Annotated in this window: 15 protein-coding genes; 4 read left to right on the top strand and 11 right to left on the bottom strand. The window is 72.6% G+C overall.

The features are described 5' to 3' along the window. Positions 1-33: 33 nt before the first annotated feature. Positions 34-816, bottom strand: a complete 783-nt coding sequence (locus M1E25_RS03455; protein ID WP_251409314.1) for a lysophospholipid acyltransferase family protein — start codon at positions 814-816, stop codon at positions 34-36. 180 nt (positions 817-996) lie between these two features. Here M1E25_RS03455 and M1E25_RS03450 point away from each other — a divergent pair, with 180 nt between their 5' ends. After that, entirely contained in the window at positions 997-1788 is a 792-nt protein-coding gene (locus tag M1E25_RS03450; protein ID WP_251409312.1) for an alpha/beta hydrolase, read from the top strand. Then, the gene (locus tag M1E25_RS03445; RefSeq protein WP_251409309.1) at positions 1781-2395 is read left to right on the top strand and encodes a hypothetical protein; all 615 of its coding nucleotides are present in this window, start codon (positions 1781-1783) and stop codon (positions 2393-2395) included. The genes M1E25_RS03450 and M1E25_RS03445 overlap by 8 nt, the downstream gene beginning before the upstream one ends. A gap of 69 nt (positions 2396-2464) precedes the next feature. Here M1E25_RS03445 and M1E25_RS03440 read toward each other — a convergent pair whose 3' ends face one another. The 6 genes from M1E25_RS03440 to M1E25_RS03415 form a co-directional block, all read right to left on the bottom strand. Continuing rightward, positions 2465-3217 carry an endonuclease/exonuclease/phosphatase family protein gene (locus tag M1E25_RS03440; RefSeq protein ID WP_251409307.1) on the bottom strand — a complete coding sequence of 251 codons (753 nt, stop codon included), beginning with the start codon at positions 3215-3217 and terminating at the stop codon, positions 2465-2467. Between the two features lie 69 nt (positions 3218-3286). Beyond that, entirely contained in the window at positions 3287-4228 is a 942-nt protein-coding gene (locus M1E25_RS03435; protein WP_251409302.1) for an ROK family glucokinase, read from the bottom strand. A gap of 116 nt (positions 4229-4344) precedes the next feature. Then, on the bottom strand, positions 4345-4791 hold the full coding sequence (locus M1E25_RS03430) for a DUF5304 domain-containing protein (protein ID WP_251409299.1): 447 nt from the start codon (positions 4789-4791) through the stop codon (positions 4345-4347). A 107-nt stretch (positions 4792-4898) separates the two neighbouring features. Then, a complete protein-coding gene (locus tag M1E25_RS03425; RefSeq protein WP_251409296.1) occupies positions 4899-6251 on the bottom strand; it encodes an ArsA family ATPase in 1353 nt (450 codons plus the stop codon). 14 nt (positions 6252-6265) lie between these two features. After that, positions 6266-6730 (bottom strand): SRPBCC family protein, encoded by a 465-nt coding sequence (locus tag M1E25_RS03420; protein WP_251409293.1) that lies wholly within the window; start codon positions 6728-6730, stop codon positions 6266-6268. A 133-nt stretch (positions 6731-6863) separates the two neighbouring features. Next, positions 6864-7625 (bottom strand): metallophosphoesterase family protein, encoded by a 762-nt coding sequence (locus M1E25_RS03415; protein ID WP_251409290.1) that lies wholly within the window; start codon positions 7623-7625, stop codon positions 6864-6866. 259 nt (positions 7626-7884) lie between these two features. Between M1E25_RS03415 and M1E25_RS03410 the strand changes: the two genes are divergently transcribed. Beyond that, entirely contained in the window at positions 7885-9696 is a 1812-nt protein-coding gene (locus M1E25_RS03410) for an AMP-dependent synthetase/ligase (RefSeq protein WP_251409286.1), read from the top strand. Between the two features lie 152 nt (positions 9697-9848). Here the strand turns inward: M1E25_RS03410 and M1E25_RS03405 are convergent, their stop codons facing one another. Then, positions 9849-10985 carry a glycosyltransferase family 4 protein gene (locus tag M1E25_RS03405; protein ID WP_251409283.1) on the bottom strand — a complete coding sequence of 379 codons (1137 nt, stop codon included), beginning with the start codon at positions 10983-10985 and terminating at the stop codon, positions 9849-9851. A gap of 74 nt (positions 10986-11059) precedes the next feature. On the opposite strand from M1E25_RS03405, the gene M1E25_RS03400 reads away from it, so the two are divergent. Beyond that, positions 11060-12322, top strand: coding sequence for a glycosyltransferase 87 family protein (locus M1E25_RS03400; RefSeq protein WP_251409280.1), 1263 nt, complete (start codon positions 11060-11062; stop codon positions 12320-12322). Positions 12323-12345: 23 nt separating this feature from the next. Here the strand turns inward: M1E25_RS03400 and M1E25_RS03395 are convergent, their stop codons facing one another. The 3 genes from M1E25_RS03395 to M1E25_RS03385 all read right to left on the bottom strand — a co-directional run bounded on the left by M1E25_RS03395 (position 12346) and on the right by M1E25_RS03385 (position 16002). After that, complete coding sequence (locus M1E25_RS03395; RefSeq protein WP_251409277.1) at positions 12346-13638, bottom strand: gluzincin family metallopeptidase; 1293 nt, start codon at positions 13636-13638, stop codon at positions 12346-12348. A 104-nt stretch (positions 13639-13742) separates the two neighbouring features. Next, entirely contained in the window at positions 13743-14771 is a 1029-nt protein-coding gene (locus M1E25_RS03390; RefSeq protein WP_251409274.1) for a C40 family peptidase, read from the bottom strand. A 223-nt stretch (positions 14772-14994) separates the two neighbouring features. Then, complete coding sequence (locus M1E25_RS03385) at positions 14995-16002, bottom strand: C40 family peptidase (protein ID WP_251409270.1); 1008 nt, start codon at positions 16000-16002, stop codon at positions 14995-14997. Positions 16003-16070 lie beyond the last annotated feature (68 nt).

The following is a 16070-nucleotide window of genomic DNA, read 5'->3' as shown; positions in this document are numbered from 1 at the left end:
TCCCCCACCGACTCCCGTGCCCCTCACGGGCTCTCAGGTTCCGGAACCGCCCCGCTTCCGGAACCTGCCGGAGCCCGCGGACTTCCCGGATGCCTTGTCGGCCGCTTTCTCCTCCTCGGCCTTCTGCTTGGCCGCCTCGGCGATCTGCTTCTTGGCCACGGTCGCGTAGATGTCGACGTACTCCTGGCCGGAGAGCTTCATGATCTCGTACATGACCTCGTCGGTCACCGAACGCAGAATGAACCGGTCCCCGTCCATGCCGTGGTAGCGGCTGAAGTCGAGGGGCTTGCCGATACGGATGCCGGGCCGGACGAGATTGGGCACCAGCTTGCCGGGCGGCTGGACCTTCTCCGTGTCGATCATCGCCACGGGAATCACCGGGGCCCCGGTGGCCAGCGCGACGCGGGCCAGTCCTCCGGGCTTGCCGCGGTAGAGCCGGCCGTCGGGCGACCGCGTCCCCTCCGGGTAGATGCCGAAGAGCTCACCGCGCTCGAGCACCTGGATGCCGCTCCTGACCGCCGCCTCGCCGGCACCCCGGCCACCCGACCGGTCGACCGGCAGCTGCCCGACGCCCTTGAAGAAGGCAGCCGTCAACTTGCCCTTGACACCCGGCGAGGTGAAGTACTCCGCCTTGGCGATGAAGGTGACCTTCCGGTCGAGCACCGCGGGGAAGAAGAACGAATCCGAGAAGGACAGGTGGTTGCTCGCGAGGATCGCGGGCCCTTCCTTGGGGATGTTCTCCAGCCCCTCCACCCACGGACGAAAGGCAAGCTTCAACGTCCCGCCGATGGACAGTTTCATTGCGCCGTAGAACAACCGAGGACCTCCTGTGTCGATCACAGACCATAACGTGCGGGCGCCGCGGGAGCGCCCCCGAGGCCGCTTCCGGAACCTGGTCGGCCATCTCCGGTTCGCGTACGGTGAACCCGATCCCACGGCGCGCCCGTGATCCGAACCACCGGGCCCCGCCCGGACGAGACGAACAGGAGGCGTCTGGTGCTGCTCCTTCCCGGGGCCGAGCCGTTCCGCCACGACGGTGGGGACGTCGGTGTACTCCTCTGCCACGGCTTCACCGGTTGCCCGCAGTCGCTGCGCCCCTGGGCCGATTATCTCGCGGAACGCGGGCTGACGGTGGCCCTGCCCCTGCTGCCCGGACACGGCACGCGCTGGGAGGACATGCAGCTCACGGGCTGGCAGGACTGGTACGCGGAAGTCGACCGGGAACTGCGCGCCCTCCGGGAGCGCTGCGGCACCGTGTTCGTCTTCGGCCTGTCCATGGGCGGCGCCCTCGCACTGCGGCTCGCGGCGAAGCACGGGCGGTCGGTGAGCGGTGTGGTCGTCGTCAATCCGGCGATCAGGGTCCACGGGCCGGCGGCACACGCGCTGCCGGTCGCCCGGCACCTGGTGCGCAGCACCAAGGGGGTGGCGAGCGACATCGCCAAGGAGGGCGTTCGCGAGACGGGCTACGACCGGGTGCCGCTGCACGCCGCGCATTCGCTGCGCCGGTTCTTCCGGATGGTCGACGGCGATCTGCCCCAGGTGACACAGCCGTTGCTGCTGCTGCACAGTCCGCAGGACCACGTGGTGCCCCCGGCCGACTCGACGCGCGTCCTGAGCCGCGTCTCCTCCCAGGACGTGACGGAAACGCTGCTGGAGCGCAGCTACCACGTCGCGACCCTCGACCACGACGCCGAGCGGATCTTCCGGGACAGCTACGAATTCGTCGTGCGCCTGGCCCCGGAGGCCGCGGCGGCGGACGGTGCGAAGGGCACGGCGAGCGGTGGCTGAGCGCGGCACCGGCCCCGGCCGGGGGGACGGCCCCGAGCCCGTCGACGAGGATGCGGCGTGGGCCGCGATCGTGGCGGGCTACGACGAGGAGGCTCCGGACGGCGGTGAGGACGGGGCCGGCCGGGCCCCCCTCTCCGAGGGCGCCGGAGACGGTCCGGCACACCGCGCGGCCGGCGGGCCGACCGGCACCGCTTCCGGAACGGCGGACACTCCGGGCACGCCCGACACGCCGGGCAGTGCCGCCGGGTCCGGCCCTGTCGCCCCCGTGAACCGGCCCCTCGGTTCCGGCATCACCGTTCACCCGGTGGGCATCGGTCCCCGGGACTGGAGCACGCCGGAGCCGCCGGGCGGTGACGACGACCACTTCGTGCCGCCCGAGCCCCCGCCCCTTCCCGAGGTCGACACCACGACGAAGTTCGCCTGGCTCGCGGTACTGGGCGGCCCGCTGCTGCTCCTCCTCACGGTGGTGCTGCAGTGGGACATGACGTGGTGGATCCTCACCCTCGGCATCGGCGGCTTCCTCGGGGGCTTCGCCACCCTGGTCGCCCGCATGAACGACGACGACGGGGACGACTACGACGATCCCGGCCGCGGCGCGGTCGTGTGAGTCGCCGCTCCGGCGCCGGTCACGTCGGACCGACGCGCGCGGCCCGGGTCCGGCCCGGTCCGGGCGGGGTCAGCCGGTGGCCGGCACCCGCAGCGCCGCGAGCACCGGCAGATGATCGGAGGCCGCGGAGAGGTCCGCGTCGGTGACCCCGGGCAGGCCCGCCGGAACACCACATCCCAGTACCTCGATGCCCGCAGTGGTGAGGACGGCGTCGATGCGCTGGTGCGGGCGCCGCGGTGTGGACGTGAACTCCCCGCCCCAGGGCCGGACCGCCCAGCCGTCCCGGAGCTGCCGGGTCAGCCGCTTGAAGGCCCGGCCGTCGGGGCGCTCGTTGAGATCGCCGGCGGCCACGGCGTGGCGGACGTCCATCGCCTCGAGCCGTTCGAGCAACAGCCTCGCCTGCGCGTCGCGCTCCCGGGCGCTGAGGCTCAGATGGCAGCTCACCACCCCCAGTCGCGCCTTGCCGAAGCGGACGACGGCGGTGGCGAATCCGCGCTGGTGCAGTCCGGGGGTGCGGGGCAGCAGCACGTCTTCGGTGTGCTCGACACGGGCCCGCAGCGAGCAGAGCAGCAACGGCCCGGCGGCGGTGGCCCCGCCGCTGAGAACCACCAGATCCGAGGCCGCCGCCAGCCATGCCGCGTGCTTGCGCCAGCGGAAGAAGCGCGGCGCCTCCTGGACACAGACGAGATCGGTGGCGCAGGCCCGGATCACCCGGGCCAGCGCCTCCCGATCGTCGCGCATCGAGCGGATGTTGTAGCTGAGAACGCGGATCACAGCCGCCCCGTCGGACTCGGTACGGGACTCGTCCAGGTCCTGGAGCACTGCCGCGTCCTCTCGTCCGCCTGCGCCGGTTCGGCGGCCGCTTCCGGCTGCCGTTCCCACCCTGCCGGATCAGCCCTGCCGGGCCAGGTCGGCCGCGCCGACCAGCCCCGCCTTCCCGCCGAGTCGTGCGGCGAGAACCTGGGCGTGCGGCCGGTACTGCCCGCCGACGAGCCAGCGGCGGAACGACTTGCGGATCGGGTCGAGGACCAGGTCACCCTCGTCGGAGACGCCGCCGCCCACGATGAATGCCGACGGGTCGAACAGCGAGGCCAGGTCGGCCAGCCCGGACCCGGCCCAACGGGCCAGCTCCCGGAAGGAGTCGACGGCCACCTTGTCGCCCTGCCGGGCCGCCTCGCTGACGTGCCGGCCCTCGATGCCCTCGGCGGTGCCGTCGCCCAGCCCCAGCAGGATCCCGGCGGCGTCGGGCGTGGCCACCGCACGCTGCCGGGCGTAGCGCAGGAGAGCGCGCCCGGAGGCGTACTGCTCCCAGCAGCCCTGGCTTCCGCAGCCGCACAGCAGTCCGTCCGGCACCACCCGGATGTGGCCGAACTCCCCTGCGACGCCGAAGCGTCCGCGGCGGAGCTTGTTGCCGATGATGATGCCGCCCCCGAGGCCGGTTCCGAGGGTGATGCAGATGACGTCCTCGTGGCCCTGGCCCGCGCCGAAGCGGTACTCGCCCCAGGCGGCCGCGTTCGCGTCGTTCTCGACCACGACGGGCAGGTCGACGCGCTGCTCGACCTTGTCCTTCAGCGCCTCGTGCCGCCAGTTGATGTTGGGGGCGAAGAGCACCGTGGCCCGTTTGTCGTCCACGTATCCGGCGGCACCGATGCCGACCGCCTCGACCTGGTGACCGGTGCTGACCGTGCGCACCGCGTCGGCGATGGCGTCCACGACCCCTTCCGGCGTGTTCGGAGTCGCGACCTTGCTCGTCTCGAGAATCGAGCCCTCTTCGTCGACCACGCCCGCCGCGATCTTCGTCCCGCCGATGTCGACGCCGATGGTGAGTCCCATGTGTCCCTCAGTTTTCGGTCGAACCCCGCCGTGGCCAACCGTACCGGAGGAGGTACGGGGCGCCGTCAACCAGGCAGCCGTCCGGCGGCCGGGCTCCCGGGTATCGCCGGGGCCCGTCAGTCGAGATCGATCCGCTCGGTGCCCGGGGGGCCGTCGTCGCCGCGGTCGGTGCCGTCGGCAGGCGTGCCGCGCGTCCAGCGGCGCTCCTGGCCCTCGACGGCGGCGCGGTAGGCGGCGAGCAGTTCGGAACCCGCGGCGGCCAGGTGCCCGAAGACCTCCGGGTTGCGTTCCACGACCGGTTCGACGGCCGCCCTGGCCTGGGTGACCAGTTGCTGCACGGCCTCCTGCGCGGCCATGCCGTACGGGGTCCGCAGAGCGCCGATCCGGTCGGCGACGGCGTCCGCCAGCCGGCGCAGTTCCTCGGCCGGGCTGCCGGGTTCCGCACCTTCGCGGCGGCGTCGGCGCTGCTTCTCGGCGGCGAGATCCTCCGCGCATGCCTGCGCCCAGGCATCGGCGTCCGCCCGGTTGCGGTCGGCTTCCGGGCGCTCGGTGGCATCGCTCATGGCGGGCTCCTGGGAGTACGGGACGATGTCTCGACCGTACCTTGGATGCGCACCTGCGCCGGGGCATGTCGGTGGTTCTCCGGTCCGCCCCGGGCGGGCGGCCCCCGTCACTCCTGCGGCCCGGCGGACCGCTCCTCCCCGGGCGGCCCGCCGGGCCACAGGGCGGTGTCGGGGGTGAACCTGACCTCCAGGACCTCGGCGTGCAGGCCGGCACCGGAGACCGTGCAGCGGCGCAGGGCGGACGGCAACGGCAGGACGCGCCGGAAGGGGCCGGTGGTGACCACGAGTTCGTCGCCGTGCCGCACCAGTCCGAGACCGTTCCGGTCCGCTCCGGGCAGGGGCAGACGCCACACCAGGACGCCGTCCTGTGCTAGCCGGTCCTCCACCTGCCGGTCCGCCGGGCCCGCGCGGCCGTCCTCGCGGGGTCCGCGGGGCCCCTCCGGGTGGACGGGGAGGACCGCCCGGCAGGCCAGCTCGGCGAGGTCGTCCCGGCCGCGCGGGTCACGCCCGAGGTGCGGCAGTTCGTGCAGGGCGAAGCCGCCGTCCCGCGCCGCGCGCCGGTGTTCCCCGAGCGCGGCCCGTTGCTGTCCGGACAGAGCGGCGAGCCAGGGATCCGGCGAGTCAGCGGGCAACAGCCGGTTCGCGACGACCGCGTCGAGCCGGTGGCCGTGGAGCGCCAGACCGGCCCGCGCACTGCGCACCGCAAGGTCCGCGCTCGGGCCGGGGTCGACGACGAGCCGCACGGTGGTGCCGACTGCCTCCACCGCTGCCTGGGCGGCGGCCAGTTCGGTCTCGATGCGCGCGGCGGTTCCGTACAGCGACTCGGCGGGCATGGCCACTCCGACGAGCTGCGCGAGCAGGGGGCGCAGCGCCCGGGCGGCCTGTCGTTCGGCGGGCAGCAGCCGCCGCAGGTAGCGCCGCAGCTGTTCGGGCAGGGCCAGCAGCGCGATCGTCTCCGGCGTCGGCGGCATGTCGACCACGACGAGGTCCCACGGCGGGGCCGACGGGCACGCGTCCTGGAGGGGAGTGTCCGGCGCCGTGTGCAGCAGGCGCAGGGCCCGGAGGACGGCGAGCGCCCGCGATCCGGGCAGTTCGGTCAGTTCGTCGTGGGCGAGAGGGGTCGAGCCGAGCAGGTCGAGGGCGGAACGGCAGCTCTCCTGGAGGGCGAGGAAACCGTCGCGGAAGCACGCGCCCGCGTCGAGTTGCGCGGCCCAGAGTCCGGGGGCGGCTTCGACGGGAGGCGTCCAGGGACTGCGGGGTTCCCGTGTTCCCGCCCGGCGGGCGGCGGGCAGTCCGCCGGGGCCGGACGGCCGACAGCCGAGGAGTGCCTCGAGCGGGCCGTCGGTGTCGGTGGTGAGCAGCAGCGTGCGCAGGCCGCGCCGGGAGTGTGCGAGCGCTGTCACCGCAGCGGTCGTGGTACGCCCGGCCCCTCCCCCGCCGGTGACGAGGACCGTGCGCACACCGCGGACCGCGTTCAGACCTGGCCGCCCGCTCCGGCGGCGCCGCTCTCGACCCGCTTCTTCAGCCCGGAAAGTGCCCGGTCGATGATGACCTTCTCGGCCTTGCGCTTGATCATGCCGAGCATGGGGATCTTGACGTCCACGGTCAGCTGGTAGGTGACCTCGGTGCGGTCGCCCGCGGCGAGGGACTCCAGGACGTACGAACCGTCGAGCTCGCGGAGCATCTGGGACTTGACGAGGGTCCAGCTGACCTCGTTCTCGCCGGTCCAGGTGTAGGCGAGGGTGTGGTCGTCCCGGATGGCGCCGGCATCGAGGAGCAGCCTCACCTGTTCGGCCCGGCCCTGGGCGTTTCGGGCGACGATCTCGGTCTCCTTGACCTCCCCGGTCCACTCGGGGTAGCGCTCGAAGTCGGCGATGACGGCCATGACCTCGGCCGGTGACGCCTCGATCGTGATGCTCGAACTGGTGTGTTCTGCCATCGCCGTGGATCCTCCTGGGTTCCGGGGACACCCCCGGGACTGCGCGGACCGGTCGCTGTCCGGCCGCTGCCTGGACTGCCTGCTGCTGAAGGCTATCGTGCGCAGATGAGCGCCCGGGCCGCCGGACCGTGTGTCACCACTCCAGGGCCCAGGGCGCGCCCGAGGACGCGAAGTGACCGACGTTCACGCACTCGGTGACGCCGATCCGCATCCGCTGGGCCAGGGGTTGGTGGACATGTCCGAACAGGGCGTAGCGCGGGCGGGTGCGGCGGATCGCGCCGAGCAGTGCGGAGCTGCCGCGTTCGAACCGGCGGGCCACGGTGTCGTAGCAGAGCTCCGGCACCTCGGGCGGTATGTGCGAGCAGAGGACGTCGACCTCACCGAGCGCCTCGACCTTGGCGGCGTACGTTTCGTCGTCGATCTCGTAGGGGGTGCGCATCGGGGTGCGCAGTCCCCCGCCGACGAACCCGAACACCAGGCCGCCGAGCTCCACCCGCTCGCCGTCCAGGACGCGGGTGCCGGGGCGGGCGTATTCCGCCCACAACTGGGGCATGTCGACGTTTCCGTAGGTGGCGTACGTGCGGTCCGGGAACGCGGCGAACATCTGGGCGTACTGCTTGCGCACGGCGGCCTCGATGGCGCTGCCGCGGTCGACTCCCGCCCAGAGCCGGGCGGCGAACTCACGCGCCTCGGCGAAGCGGCGGGCGGTGCGGAGTTCCACGATGCGGTCGGCGTTCTCCCGCCCGAAGAGGTCGGGGAAGATGCCGCGCGAATGGTCGGCGTAATCGAGGAACAGGACGAGGTCGCCGAGGCACAGCAGTGCGTCGGCCCCGTTGCCCGCCCGCGCGAGGTCCTCGCTGTTGCCGTGCACGTCGCTGACCACATGGACTCGCATGCGCCGACCCTACGCCGCCGGGGCCGCTACGGGAACGGCGCCCACCTGCGCTTACTTGGGGGTCGACACCCGGGTGGACTAGTCTTCGCTGTGCACCCCCGGACATGTGACGCATCGAACAACTGCCCTGCACCACTATCGGGAACCTTCTACCCGCGGGTAACGTCCGGTGGCGTCCCTTGCATGATCATGGACTGACAGCCGGCCCAGCACGCCGGAGCACCGTAACGCCGCCGGCGTCCGACGAGGAGCAGCAGTTTTGCGCGAGTTCAGCCTTCCGGCCCTGTACGAGGTTCCCGCCGACGGCAATCTGACGGACCTCATCCGGCGCAATGCCGCCCAGCATCCCGACGTCGCGGTCATCGGACGCAAACGGAACGGGCGTTGGGAGGACGTGACTGCGGCCGCCTTCCTCACCGAGGTACGCGAGGCCGCGAAGGGCCTGATCGCCGCCGGCGTGCAGCCCGGCGACCGGGTCGGCCTGCTGTCGCGCACCCGGTACGAGTGGACGCTCTTCGACTTCGCGGTGTGGAGCGCCGGTGCGGTGACCGTCCCCGTGTACGAGACCAGCTCGCCGGAGCAGATCGCCTGGATCCTCGGCGACGCCGGCGCGGTCGCGTGCTTCGTGGAGACCGACGCTCACGAGTTCGCGGTGGAATCCGTCCGGCACGGGCTGCCGCACCTCAAGCACGTGTGGCGGATCGAGGGCGGACCGGCCGGCCGGGGCGCCGTCGAGCAGCTGCGTCACGACGGCTCGGACGTGTCCGAGGCCGAGGTCGACCGGCGCAGTGCTCATGCCAAGGCCGATTCCCCCGCCACCATCGTGTACACCTCCGGCACCACCGGTCGCCCCAAGGGCTGCGTCCTGACGCATCGGAACTTCTTCGCCGAATGCGGCAACGTGGTCGAGCGCATGGGCCCGCTGTTCCAGGTGGGGGATTCGTCCGTGCTGCTTTTCCTTCCCGTCGCGCACGTCTTCGGGCGTCTGGTGGAGGTCGCGTCCGTCCTCGCCCCGATCAAGCTCGGGCACGTCGCCGACATCAAGAACCTCACCGACGAGCTCGCCGCCTTCCGGCCCACCATGATCCTCGGCGTGCCCCGCGTCTTCGAGAAGGTCTACAACTCGGCGCGGGCCAAGGCCCAGGCCGAGGGCAAGGGCAAGATCTTCGACAAGGCCGCGGACACCGCGATCGCGTACAGCCGCGCCCTCGACAACCCCGCCGGACCGTCGATCGGCCTGCGGTTCAAACACCGGGTCTTCGACCGGCTCGTGTACAGCAAGCTGCGGGCCGTCCTGGGCGGGCGGGCCACCCACGCCATCTCCGGCGGCGCGGCCCTCGGCGAGCGGCTCGGCCACTTCTACCGCGGCATCGGCTTCAGCGTCCTCGAGGGCTACGGCCTCACCGAGTCCTGCGCCGCGACCGCGTTCAACCCGTGGGACCGCCAGAAGATCGGCACGGTGGGCCAGCCCCTGCCGGGTTCCGTGGTGCGCATCGCCGACGACGGCGAGGTCCTGCTCCACGGCGAGCACATCTTCACCGGCTACTGGAACAACGAGACCGCCACCGCCGACGCGCTGTCCGACGGCTGGTTCCACACCGGTGACATCGGCACGCTCGACGAGGACGGCTACCTCGCGATCACCGGCCGCAAGAAGGAGATCATCGTCACCGCCGGCGGCAAGAACGTCGCCCCCGCAGTGATCGAGGACCGGATCCGGGCCCACGCCCTGGTCGCCGAGTGCATGGTGGTCGGCGACGCCCGTCCGTTCATCGGCGCGCTGATCACGCTCGACGAGGAGTTCCTGCCCCGCTGGGCCGAGGACCACGGCAAGCCGGCCGGTGCGACGGTCGCCGAACTGCGCACCGACCCCGATCTGCTGGCCGCGATCCAGCAGGCGGTGGACGAGGGCAACGCTGCGGTCTCCAAGGCCGAGTCGGTGCGCAAGTTCCGTATCCTGCCGACCCAGTTCACCGAGGAGGCCGGGCACATCACCCCCTCGCTGAAGCTGAAGCGGGGCGTCGTGACCAAGGAGTTCGCGGACGAGATCGAGGCCATCTACAGCGCCTGACCGCACCCCTGGCCCGGCTGAGGGGCCGTACCGGGAGCACCCTCCCGGTACGGCCCCTCAGCCGTGTTCCCGTGCCCCCGGTAGGGGTTCGGGATGCGCCGGTTGACCAGGCCCGAGTCCAGGACTCACCCCTGCTCACTGATCAGGAACGGTCAGAGGAGTTCGCGCAGACGTTCCGCGATCAGGTCCCAGCGCCAGCGGTCCTCCACCCACGCCCGGCCACGCTCGCCCATCCGCCTCCGCAGTGCCGGGTCACCGAGCAGCGTGACAATGCGTTCGGCCGCGTCCTGGGCCGACCCGCCGGGCACCACCCAGCCCGTCTCGCCGTCGAGCACCGCGTCCGGGGCGCCGCCGGAATCTCCCGCCACGACGGGCAGACCGGTGGCGGACGCCTCCAGGTAGACGATGCCCAGCCCCTCGACGTCAAGCCCGCCCCGGCGGGTCCGGCACGGCATGGCGAACACGTCGCCCGCACCGTAGTGGGCGGGCAGTTCCTCCCAGGGAACGGCTCCGGTGAAGCGCACGGAGTCGGCCACCCCCAGCTGAGCGGCCAGCTTCTCCAGCTCCCGGCGGTGGGGCCCGCCACCGACGACGAGCAGGACGGTCCCGGGTTCGGCCGCCAGGATCCGCGGCATCGCACGGATCAGCGTGTCCTGGCCCTTGCGCGCGACGAGCCGCGAGACGCACACCACGACAGGACGGTCGGACAGCCCCAGGCGCGCCCTGACCTCGTCACCCCCCGACTCCGGGTGGAACGTCTTCTCGTCGACACCGGGCGGGAGTTGGACCATCCGTTCCGCGGTCCGCGGGGTGAGGGCGGTGGCGATCCGCGAGCGCGTGTACTCGCCGAGGTAGGTGATGGTGTCGGTGCCCTCCCCGATCCGCCGGAGCAGCTGCCGGGCCCCGGGGAGCTGGGCCCAGCCCGCCTCGTGTCCGTGCGTCGTGGCCACCAGGCGGCGTGCCCCGGCCTTCCGCAGCGTCGGCGCCATCAGGCCCAGCGGCGCCGCGGCACCGAACCAGACGGACGTGCAGCCGTGTTCGCGCAGCAGGCCGGCGGCGCGGCGGGCGACCCGCGGGGTGGGCAGCAGCATCGTCGTCCGGTCACGGACGACGGGGAAGGGCTGCTCGGCGTCGAAGGCGGCGACTTCGCCGTCCTGCCCGCCGTTCCAGGTGGAGGCGTAGACCACCACCTCGGCCGGATCCAGACGCAGGGCCATGGAGTGCAGGAACGCCTGGATGCCGCCGGGCCGGGGCGGGAAGTCGTTGGTGACGATCAGGGTCTTGTCCATCGCCGCCGACAGTACCCCTCCCCGTGTCGTGCAGAATGCTGGGGACCACCGGGGGCGATGTGAACGAGGACGACATGGCAGGCACGGACATCCGCGACCGGGCCGGCGAGGGGCGTCGCCCCGAACCGCGAGGATCGGCTTCCGCGCCGCCCGGCCCCCGGACCGCGATCGTGGTCTGGGCGGTGACCCGCTCCCTGCTCCTGCTGCTGGTCTTCAAGCTGGTGACGCTGCCCGGCCCGGACGTGACCAGCGACATCTCGGTGATCTACCAGCGCTGGTACGGCGTCCTGCTCACGGGTGCCTTCCCCCTCGACGACGTGTCCTGGCAGTACCCGCCGCTGGCCGCGCTCGCGGTGCTGTCCCCGGCCCTGCTGCCGTTCCTCGACTACGCCTCCGCGTTCTTCCTGCTCGCGTTCGCGGCGGACGCGGTGGTCCTGGTGCTGCTGATCACCGTGGGCCGTCGGCCCGGGCGCCGGCTCTCCGGGGCCTGGGTGTGGATTGCCGGGGTGGCGCTCCTCGGCCCCACCGCGTACGCCCGTTACGACCTGATGGTGACCGCGGTCGCCGTCGCCGCGCTGCTGACGGCCGCCCGGCATCCGGCAACTGCGGGCGCGCTCACCGCCGTCGGCGCCCTGCTCAAGGTGTGGCCCGCCCTGCTGCTGGCCGGATTCGCGCCGGGCCGCCCCACCCGGCGGGCGTGGGCCGCGGCGACGGCCGCAGCCCTCCTCGCCACGGCTGCCTTCGCCGTGACGATGCCCGGCGCCCTCGCCTTCCTGACCTTCCAGCGCGACCGCGGTACGGAGGTCGAGTCACTCGGCTCGCTGGTCTTCCACGTCGCCCGCCACACCGGCTGGGACGGCCAGGTCCTGCTGAACTACGGCTCGGTGGAGTTCCTCGGCCCGTACGTCTCCGTGGTGAGCCGGATCGCGCTCGTGCTGACGTGCCTGGCCCTGGGCTGGATACTGCTGTGGCGGCTGCGGGCCCGCACCTGGACGTCCGCGACGGTCGCCGACGCGGCGTTCACGGCCGTACTGCTCTTCACCGTCACGAGCCGGGTGATCAGCCCGCAGTACATGGCGTGGCTGATCGGGATCGCCGCAGTGTGCATGACGACGCGCAGCACCTGCCAGCGCCTTCCCGCCCTGCTCGTCGTGGTCGCGACCGGGGTCACGCTCCTGGAGTTCCCGGTCTGGTTCGCGCACGTCGTCGCCAGTGACGCCCTCGGCATCACCCTCATCGCGGTGCGCAACGGCCTGCTCGTCGCCGCAACGCTCCTCGCCTGCCGGGGTCTGTGGCGGACGGCCGTGCACGGACAGCGGGCATCGGCAGCCGCCTGACCACGGCGCACGAGCCGGGCCCCTCAGCCCAGCTCGTGCGCCGCGAACCGGCGCCAGCGAGCGGTGAACTCCGCCCGGCTCAAGCCGAGTTCGCTGCGCAGGACGTGATCCGCCGCGCCCCGTCCCGTGGTTGCCGAGCCCATCGCCCGGTAGAAGCCGGTCAGCCGCCGCTCCCCCCAGTGGTCGGCGATCATCCTGCAGGCCAGCCAGCCGCGTTCGTAGGCCGACGCCCGGCTGCCGGAGTCGCCGTCGAAGCCGAACTCCTCGTCCCCTGGGAGCCCTCCGATCGCCTGCCCCGCTGCGATCCGGCGGGCGAGACCGGGAGCGATCCGTTCGGCCGGGCGTCGGGCGGTGCGGTAACCGGCCCAGTCGGCAAAGCCCTCGGACAGCCACATCGGCGTGGCGGACGAGGTGCTCGGGCGAGTCGCCACATGGGCGGTCTCGTGGGTGAGGACGACCTGCCGTCCGAAGTCCCCCAGGCTCGCGTACGCCTCCGGGTTGACGACGACCTGCCCCGACCGGTCCGCCCCCACCCGGCCTGCCTCCCCCGTGGTGACCGCCGCGATGTCCCGGACGGCCGGGGCCGGGCGGCCGAGCAGCGCGGCCATCTCCTCCTGGGTGCGCGGCACGAGCACCACCACATGCCGGTCCCAGCCGCGGGGCCACACCTCGGAGATCTCGTCCACCGCACGGTCGGCCCGGCGCGCCATCACCCTCAGGGCACCCGGATCGCGTCCCACCCCCAGGACCAGGCTGCGGCGGCCGCTGACCGCCGTGATCGGCCCCTGGTCCCACAGTTGCTGGACGCTGCGCCGGCCACCCGTCTCCGACCGGTCCTCGGCGGCGACGTACCAGCGGCCGGCCCGCTCGGTGAGCGTCAGTCGCTGCACGACGGTCAGGGGGGCCTCGGCCCTTCCCTGGCGGTGCGCGGCGGGACGGTGCTCGCCCAGCCGGAAGGCGAGCCGGACGTCCGCGGCGACCCGCTTGCCGTCCCCGGCGGCCGGGACGAACCGGCCGGTGTCCAGCAGCCGGTAGCGCCAACTGCGCAGCGGGACCCCGGAGAGGTTGCCGATCACCCTGCGCTGCTCCGCGCGGTAGCCGGTGGCCGAGCGGTCGACCACCGCCAGGAAACCGTCGGCGTCGTGGCGCAGCACAGCGGCGGCGCGCCGGTCGAGCATCCGTTGGATGTCACGGGCTTCGTCCTGCGGCGAGTCCGCCGGGCCGCAGCCCGCGCAGAGCGCGCCGATCAGGAGCAGGAGGGCCAGCACCGGCTGCCGCACCCGTGCCAGTCCCGGCCTGGTTCTCCGCTCCTCCATCCGGATGATGCTACGGGGGGCCGTACCGCCGCTCACCACCACTCCCGTCCCCGGCCGCGCGAGGCGGGGCGCACCGGGCCCGTGGACGCTTCGGGCCCCGCCCGTCAGGGCCGGGTGACGGAGGCGATCGGCATCATGGCGACCGGGTCGTAGCGGACCCTGGCCCCGGGGTGCGGCGCATGAACCACCTGTCCGTTGCCGACATACATGCCGATGTGGCTCGCATCGTCGCGGTAGACGACCAGGTCGCCTGGCCTGGCCTGGTCCAGCGGGACCTGACGGCCGGCGTGCCGCTGCGCCTGCGAGGTGCGCGGAAGCCCCACCCCGGCCTGCGCGTAGGCCCACTGTGTGAGCCCGGAGCAGTCGAAGGAGCCCGGCCCGCTGGCACCCCAGACGTACGGGGCGCCCACCGCGCGCCGGGCCGCCGCGACCGCTGCCGCGGCACGGGACGAGGAAGGAGCGGCCGCCCCGACGAGCGAGAGCGGATCGGTACGCCAGTCGGAGCGGGAGGACCGGAGGTAGGCCGCGCGCTCGTCCTCGGGAAGGGAGTTGAGCAGCCGTCGCGCCTTGGCGAGCTTGGCCGCCACGGCCTTCCGGTAGCGGGTGACGTCGGCGTGACTCCGCTCCAGTTCGGCGATCTCCGCAAGGGCCTCGGCCCGCTGCTGCATCAGGCGCTGCTGCATCAGCTGGAGGGCACGGAGCCGTCCGACCTGCTGGCTGCCGATGCGTCGTAGGACGGCCGCCTTGTCGAGGTAGCTGTCCGGGTCGGAGGACAGCAGGAGCTGGAGGGCCGGGTCCATCCCGGCGGAGCGGTACTGTGCGCCCGCCAGCGAGGCCAGGCCGTCCCGCATCCGGTTGATCTTCTCCTGGCTGCGGGCCACCCGGCCCCGTTGGTGCTCGACCCTCTCCCGCAGCGCGTCGGTGCGTTCGTCGGCCTCGTTGAACTTCTCGGTGACCCGCTCCGCCTGGGCGTAGAGGCGTTCCACCTCGGCCGCGGCACCGGAGCGGTCGCGCGGTTCGGCCTTCGCGGGTGCGGCGGACAGGGCCGCGGCCGTGGCCGCCACAGCGGACAGAACGGTCAGCCGGGTCGTCCGGGCCGGACCGGACGGCGTGGAACGGCGATGGGACGCCACGGGAAGCCGCACTCCTTCCACTGCGCCGCCCCGCCGCCCGGACGGGCGGATGTGCTCACGGGAGCCGCGCGCTGGCAGACAGTAGCCGTGCGACTGCGGGGCGTCCAAAAGCTGTTTCCGGGCACGCACAGTGACGCCCCGCCGGTTGTGCAGGTCACCGGCGGGGCGTGAGGTCAGCAGAGGCCGACGCGATTCGCCCGATCGGGCGCTGTGCGGGGGACCGTCAGATGCGTACGCCGAACATGAACGGCATGTTGTTGATCGACTCGTAGCGCACCGCAGCACCGGGCTTGGGGGCGTGGAGGATCTGACCATTACCCGCGTAGAGGCCTATGTGGTGCAGGTCGCTGTAGAAGAGCACCAGATCACCGGGCTTGAGCTGGGCCCGGGAGACACGGCTTCCGTTGTTCGCCTGGGCCTGGGACGTGCGGTCGAGCTGCACACCGGCCTGGCTGTAGGCCCACTGGGTCAGTCCGGAGCAGTCGAACGAGCTCGGCCCGGTGGCACCCCACACGTAGGGAGAACCGATCTTGGTCTTGGCGGCGGACAGCGCGGCGCCCGCACGCTGGGACTCGGGCACGTCGCTGCCGAGGTTCACGTTGGTGGAACCGCCGGCCGACATGAGCGAGGCCCGCTCCTTGGCGGTGAGGGTGTTGAGAAGGTCCCGGGCCTTGGCGAGCCTGCCCTGGATCTCGTCCTTCTTCTCGCCGAGCGCCTTGCGCGTGCTCTCGAGGTCCTCGAGCTTTCCGGCGGCCTCGGCGCGCTGCTGCGCGAGCATGCGCTGCTTCTCGGCGATCTTCCGGAGGGAGCCGGCCTGCTTCGTGCTCAACTGGTCGAGCGTGGAGGCCCGGTCGAGGTAGTTGTCGGGGTTGGAGGAGAGCAGCAGCTGGACCGAAGGGTCGATGCCGCCGGTACGGTACTGCGCCGTGGCCATCGAACCGAGGCCGTTGCGGAGCTGGTTCAGCTCGTCCTGGCCGCGCGCCACCTTGTCGCGGAGATCGTCGACCTGCTTCTGGAGCTCGGCCTGCCGCTCCTTTGCACCGTTGTATTTCTCGGTCGCAACCTCGGCCTCTTCGTAGAGCTTGTCGACCTTGGCCTTGACTTCCTTCTTCGTCGGCTTCGGGTCGGCGTGAGCAGCCTGGGACGTGAGGGCGACGGCAGCCGCCGCGGTCGCGGTCAGAACGGTGACGCGGGTGCGGCTCGGCTGCTTGGGTCGACGGTGGGACGCCACGAAGGCGAGCTCCTCTTCCTCCAGCCGCCTACCGGGTGAGTGGGGCTTGTCGACCCCGGCTCCGCAAC

This window comes from Streptomyces meridianus, assembly GCF_023703325.1.
Classification (GTDB): domain Bacteria; phylum Actinomycetota; class Actinomycetes; order Streptomycetales; family Streptomycetaceae; genus Streptomyces; species Streptomyces meridianus.
The sequence above is the reverse complement of the archived record's forward strand: the minus strand, read 5'-3'. Positions and strand labels throughout refer to the sequence as shown.

What these genes read in the sequence shown, in the direction of transcription:
- M1E25_RS03420 (WP_251409293.1), bottom strand. Translation starts at nt 6,730, where the DNA reads ATGGCAGAACACACCAGTTCGAGCATCACGATCGAGGCGTCACCGGCC.
- M1E25_RS03415 (WP_251409290.1), bottom strand. Translation starts at nt 7,625, where the DNA reads ATGCGAGTCCATGTGGTCAGCGACGTGCACGGCAACAGCGAGGACCTC.
- M1E25_RS03400 (WP_251409280.1), top strand. Translation starts at nt 11,060, where the DNA reads ATGGCAGGCACGGACATCCGCGACCGGGCCGGCGAGGGGCGTCGCCCC.
- M1E25_RS03395 (WP_251409277.1), bottom strand. Translation starts at nt 13,638, where the DNA reads ATGGAGGAGCGGAGAACCAGGCCGGGACTGGCACGGGTGCGGCAGCCG.
- M1E25_RS03435 (WP_251409302.1), bottom strand. Translation starts at nt 4,228, where the DNA reads ATGGGACTCACCATCGGCGTCGACATCGGCGGGACGAAGATCGCGGCG.
- M1E25_RS03405 (WP_251409283.1), bottom strand. Translation starts at nt 10,985, where the DNA reads ATGGACAAGACCCTGATCGTCACCAACGACTTCCCGCCCCGGCCCGGC.
- M1E25_RS03430 (WP_251409299.1), bottom strand. Translation starts at nt 4,791, where the DNA reads ATGAGCGATGCCACCGAGCGCCCGGAAGCCGACCGCAACCGGGCGGAC.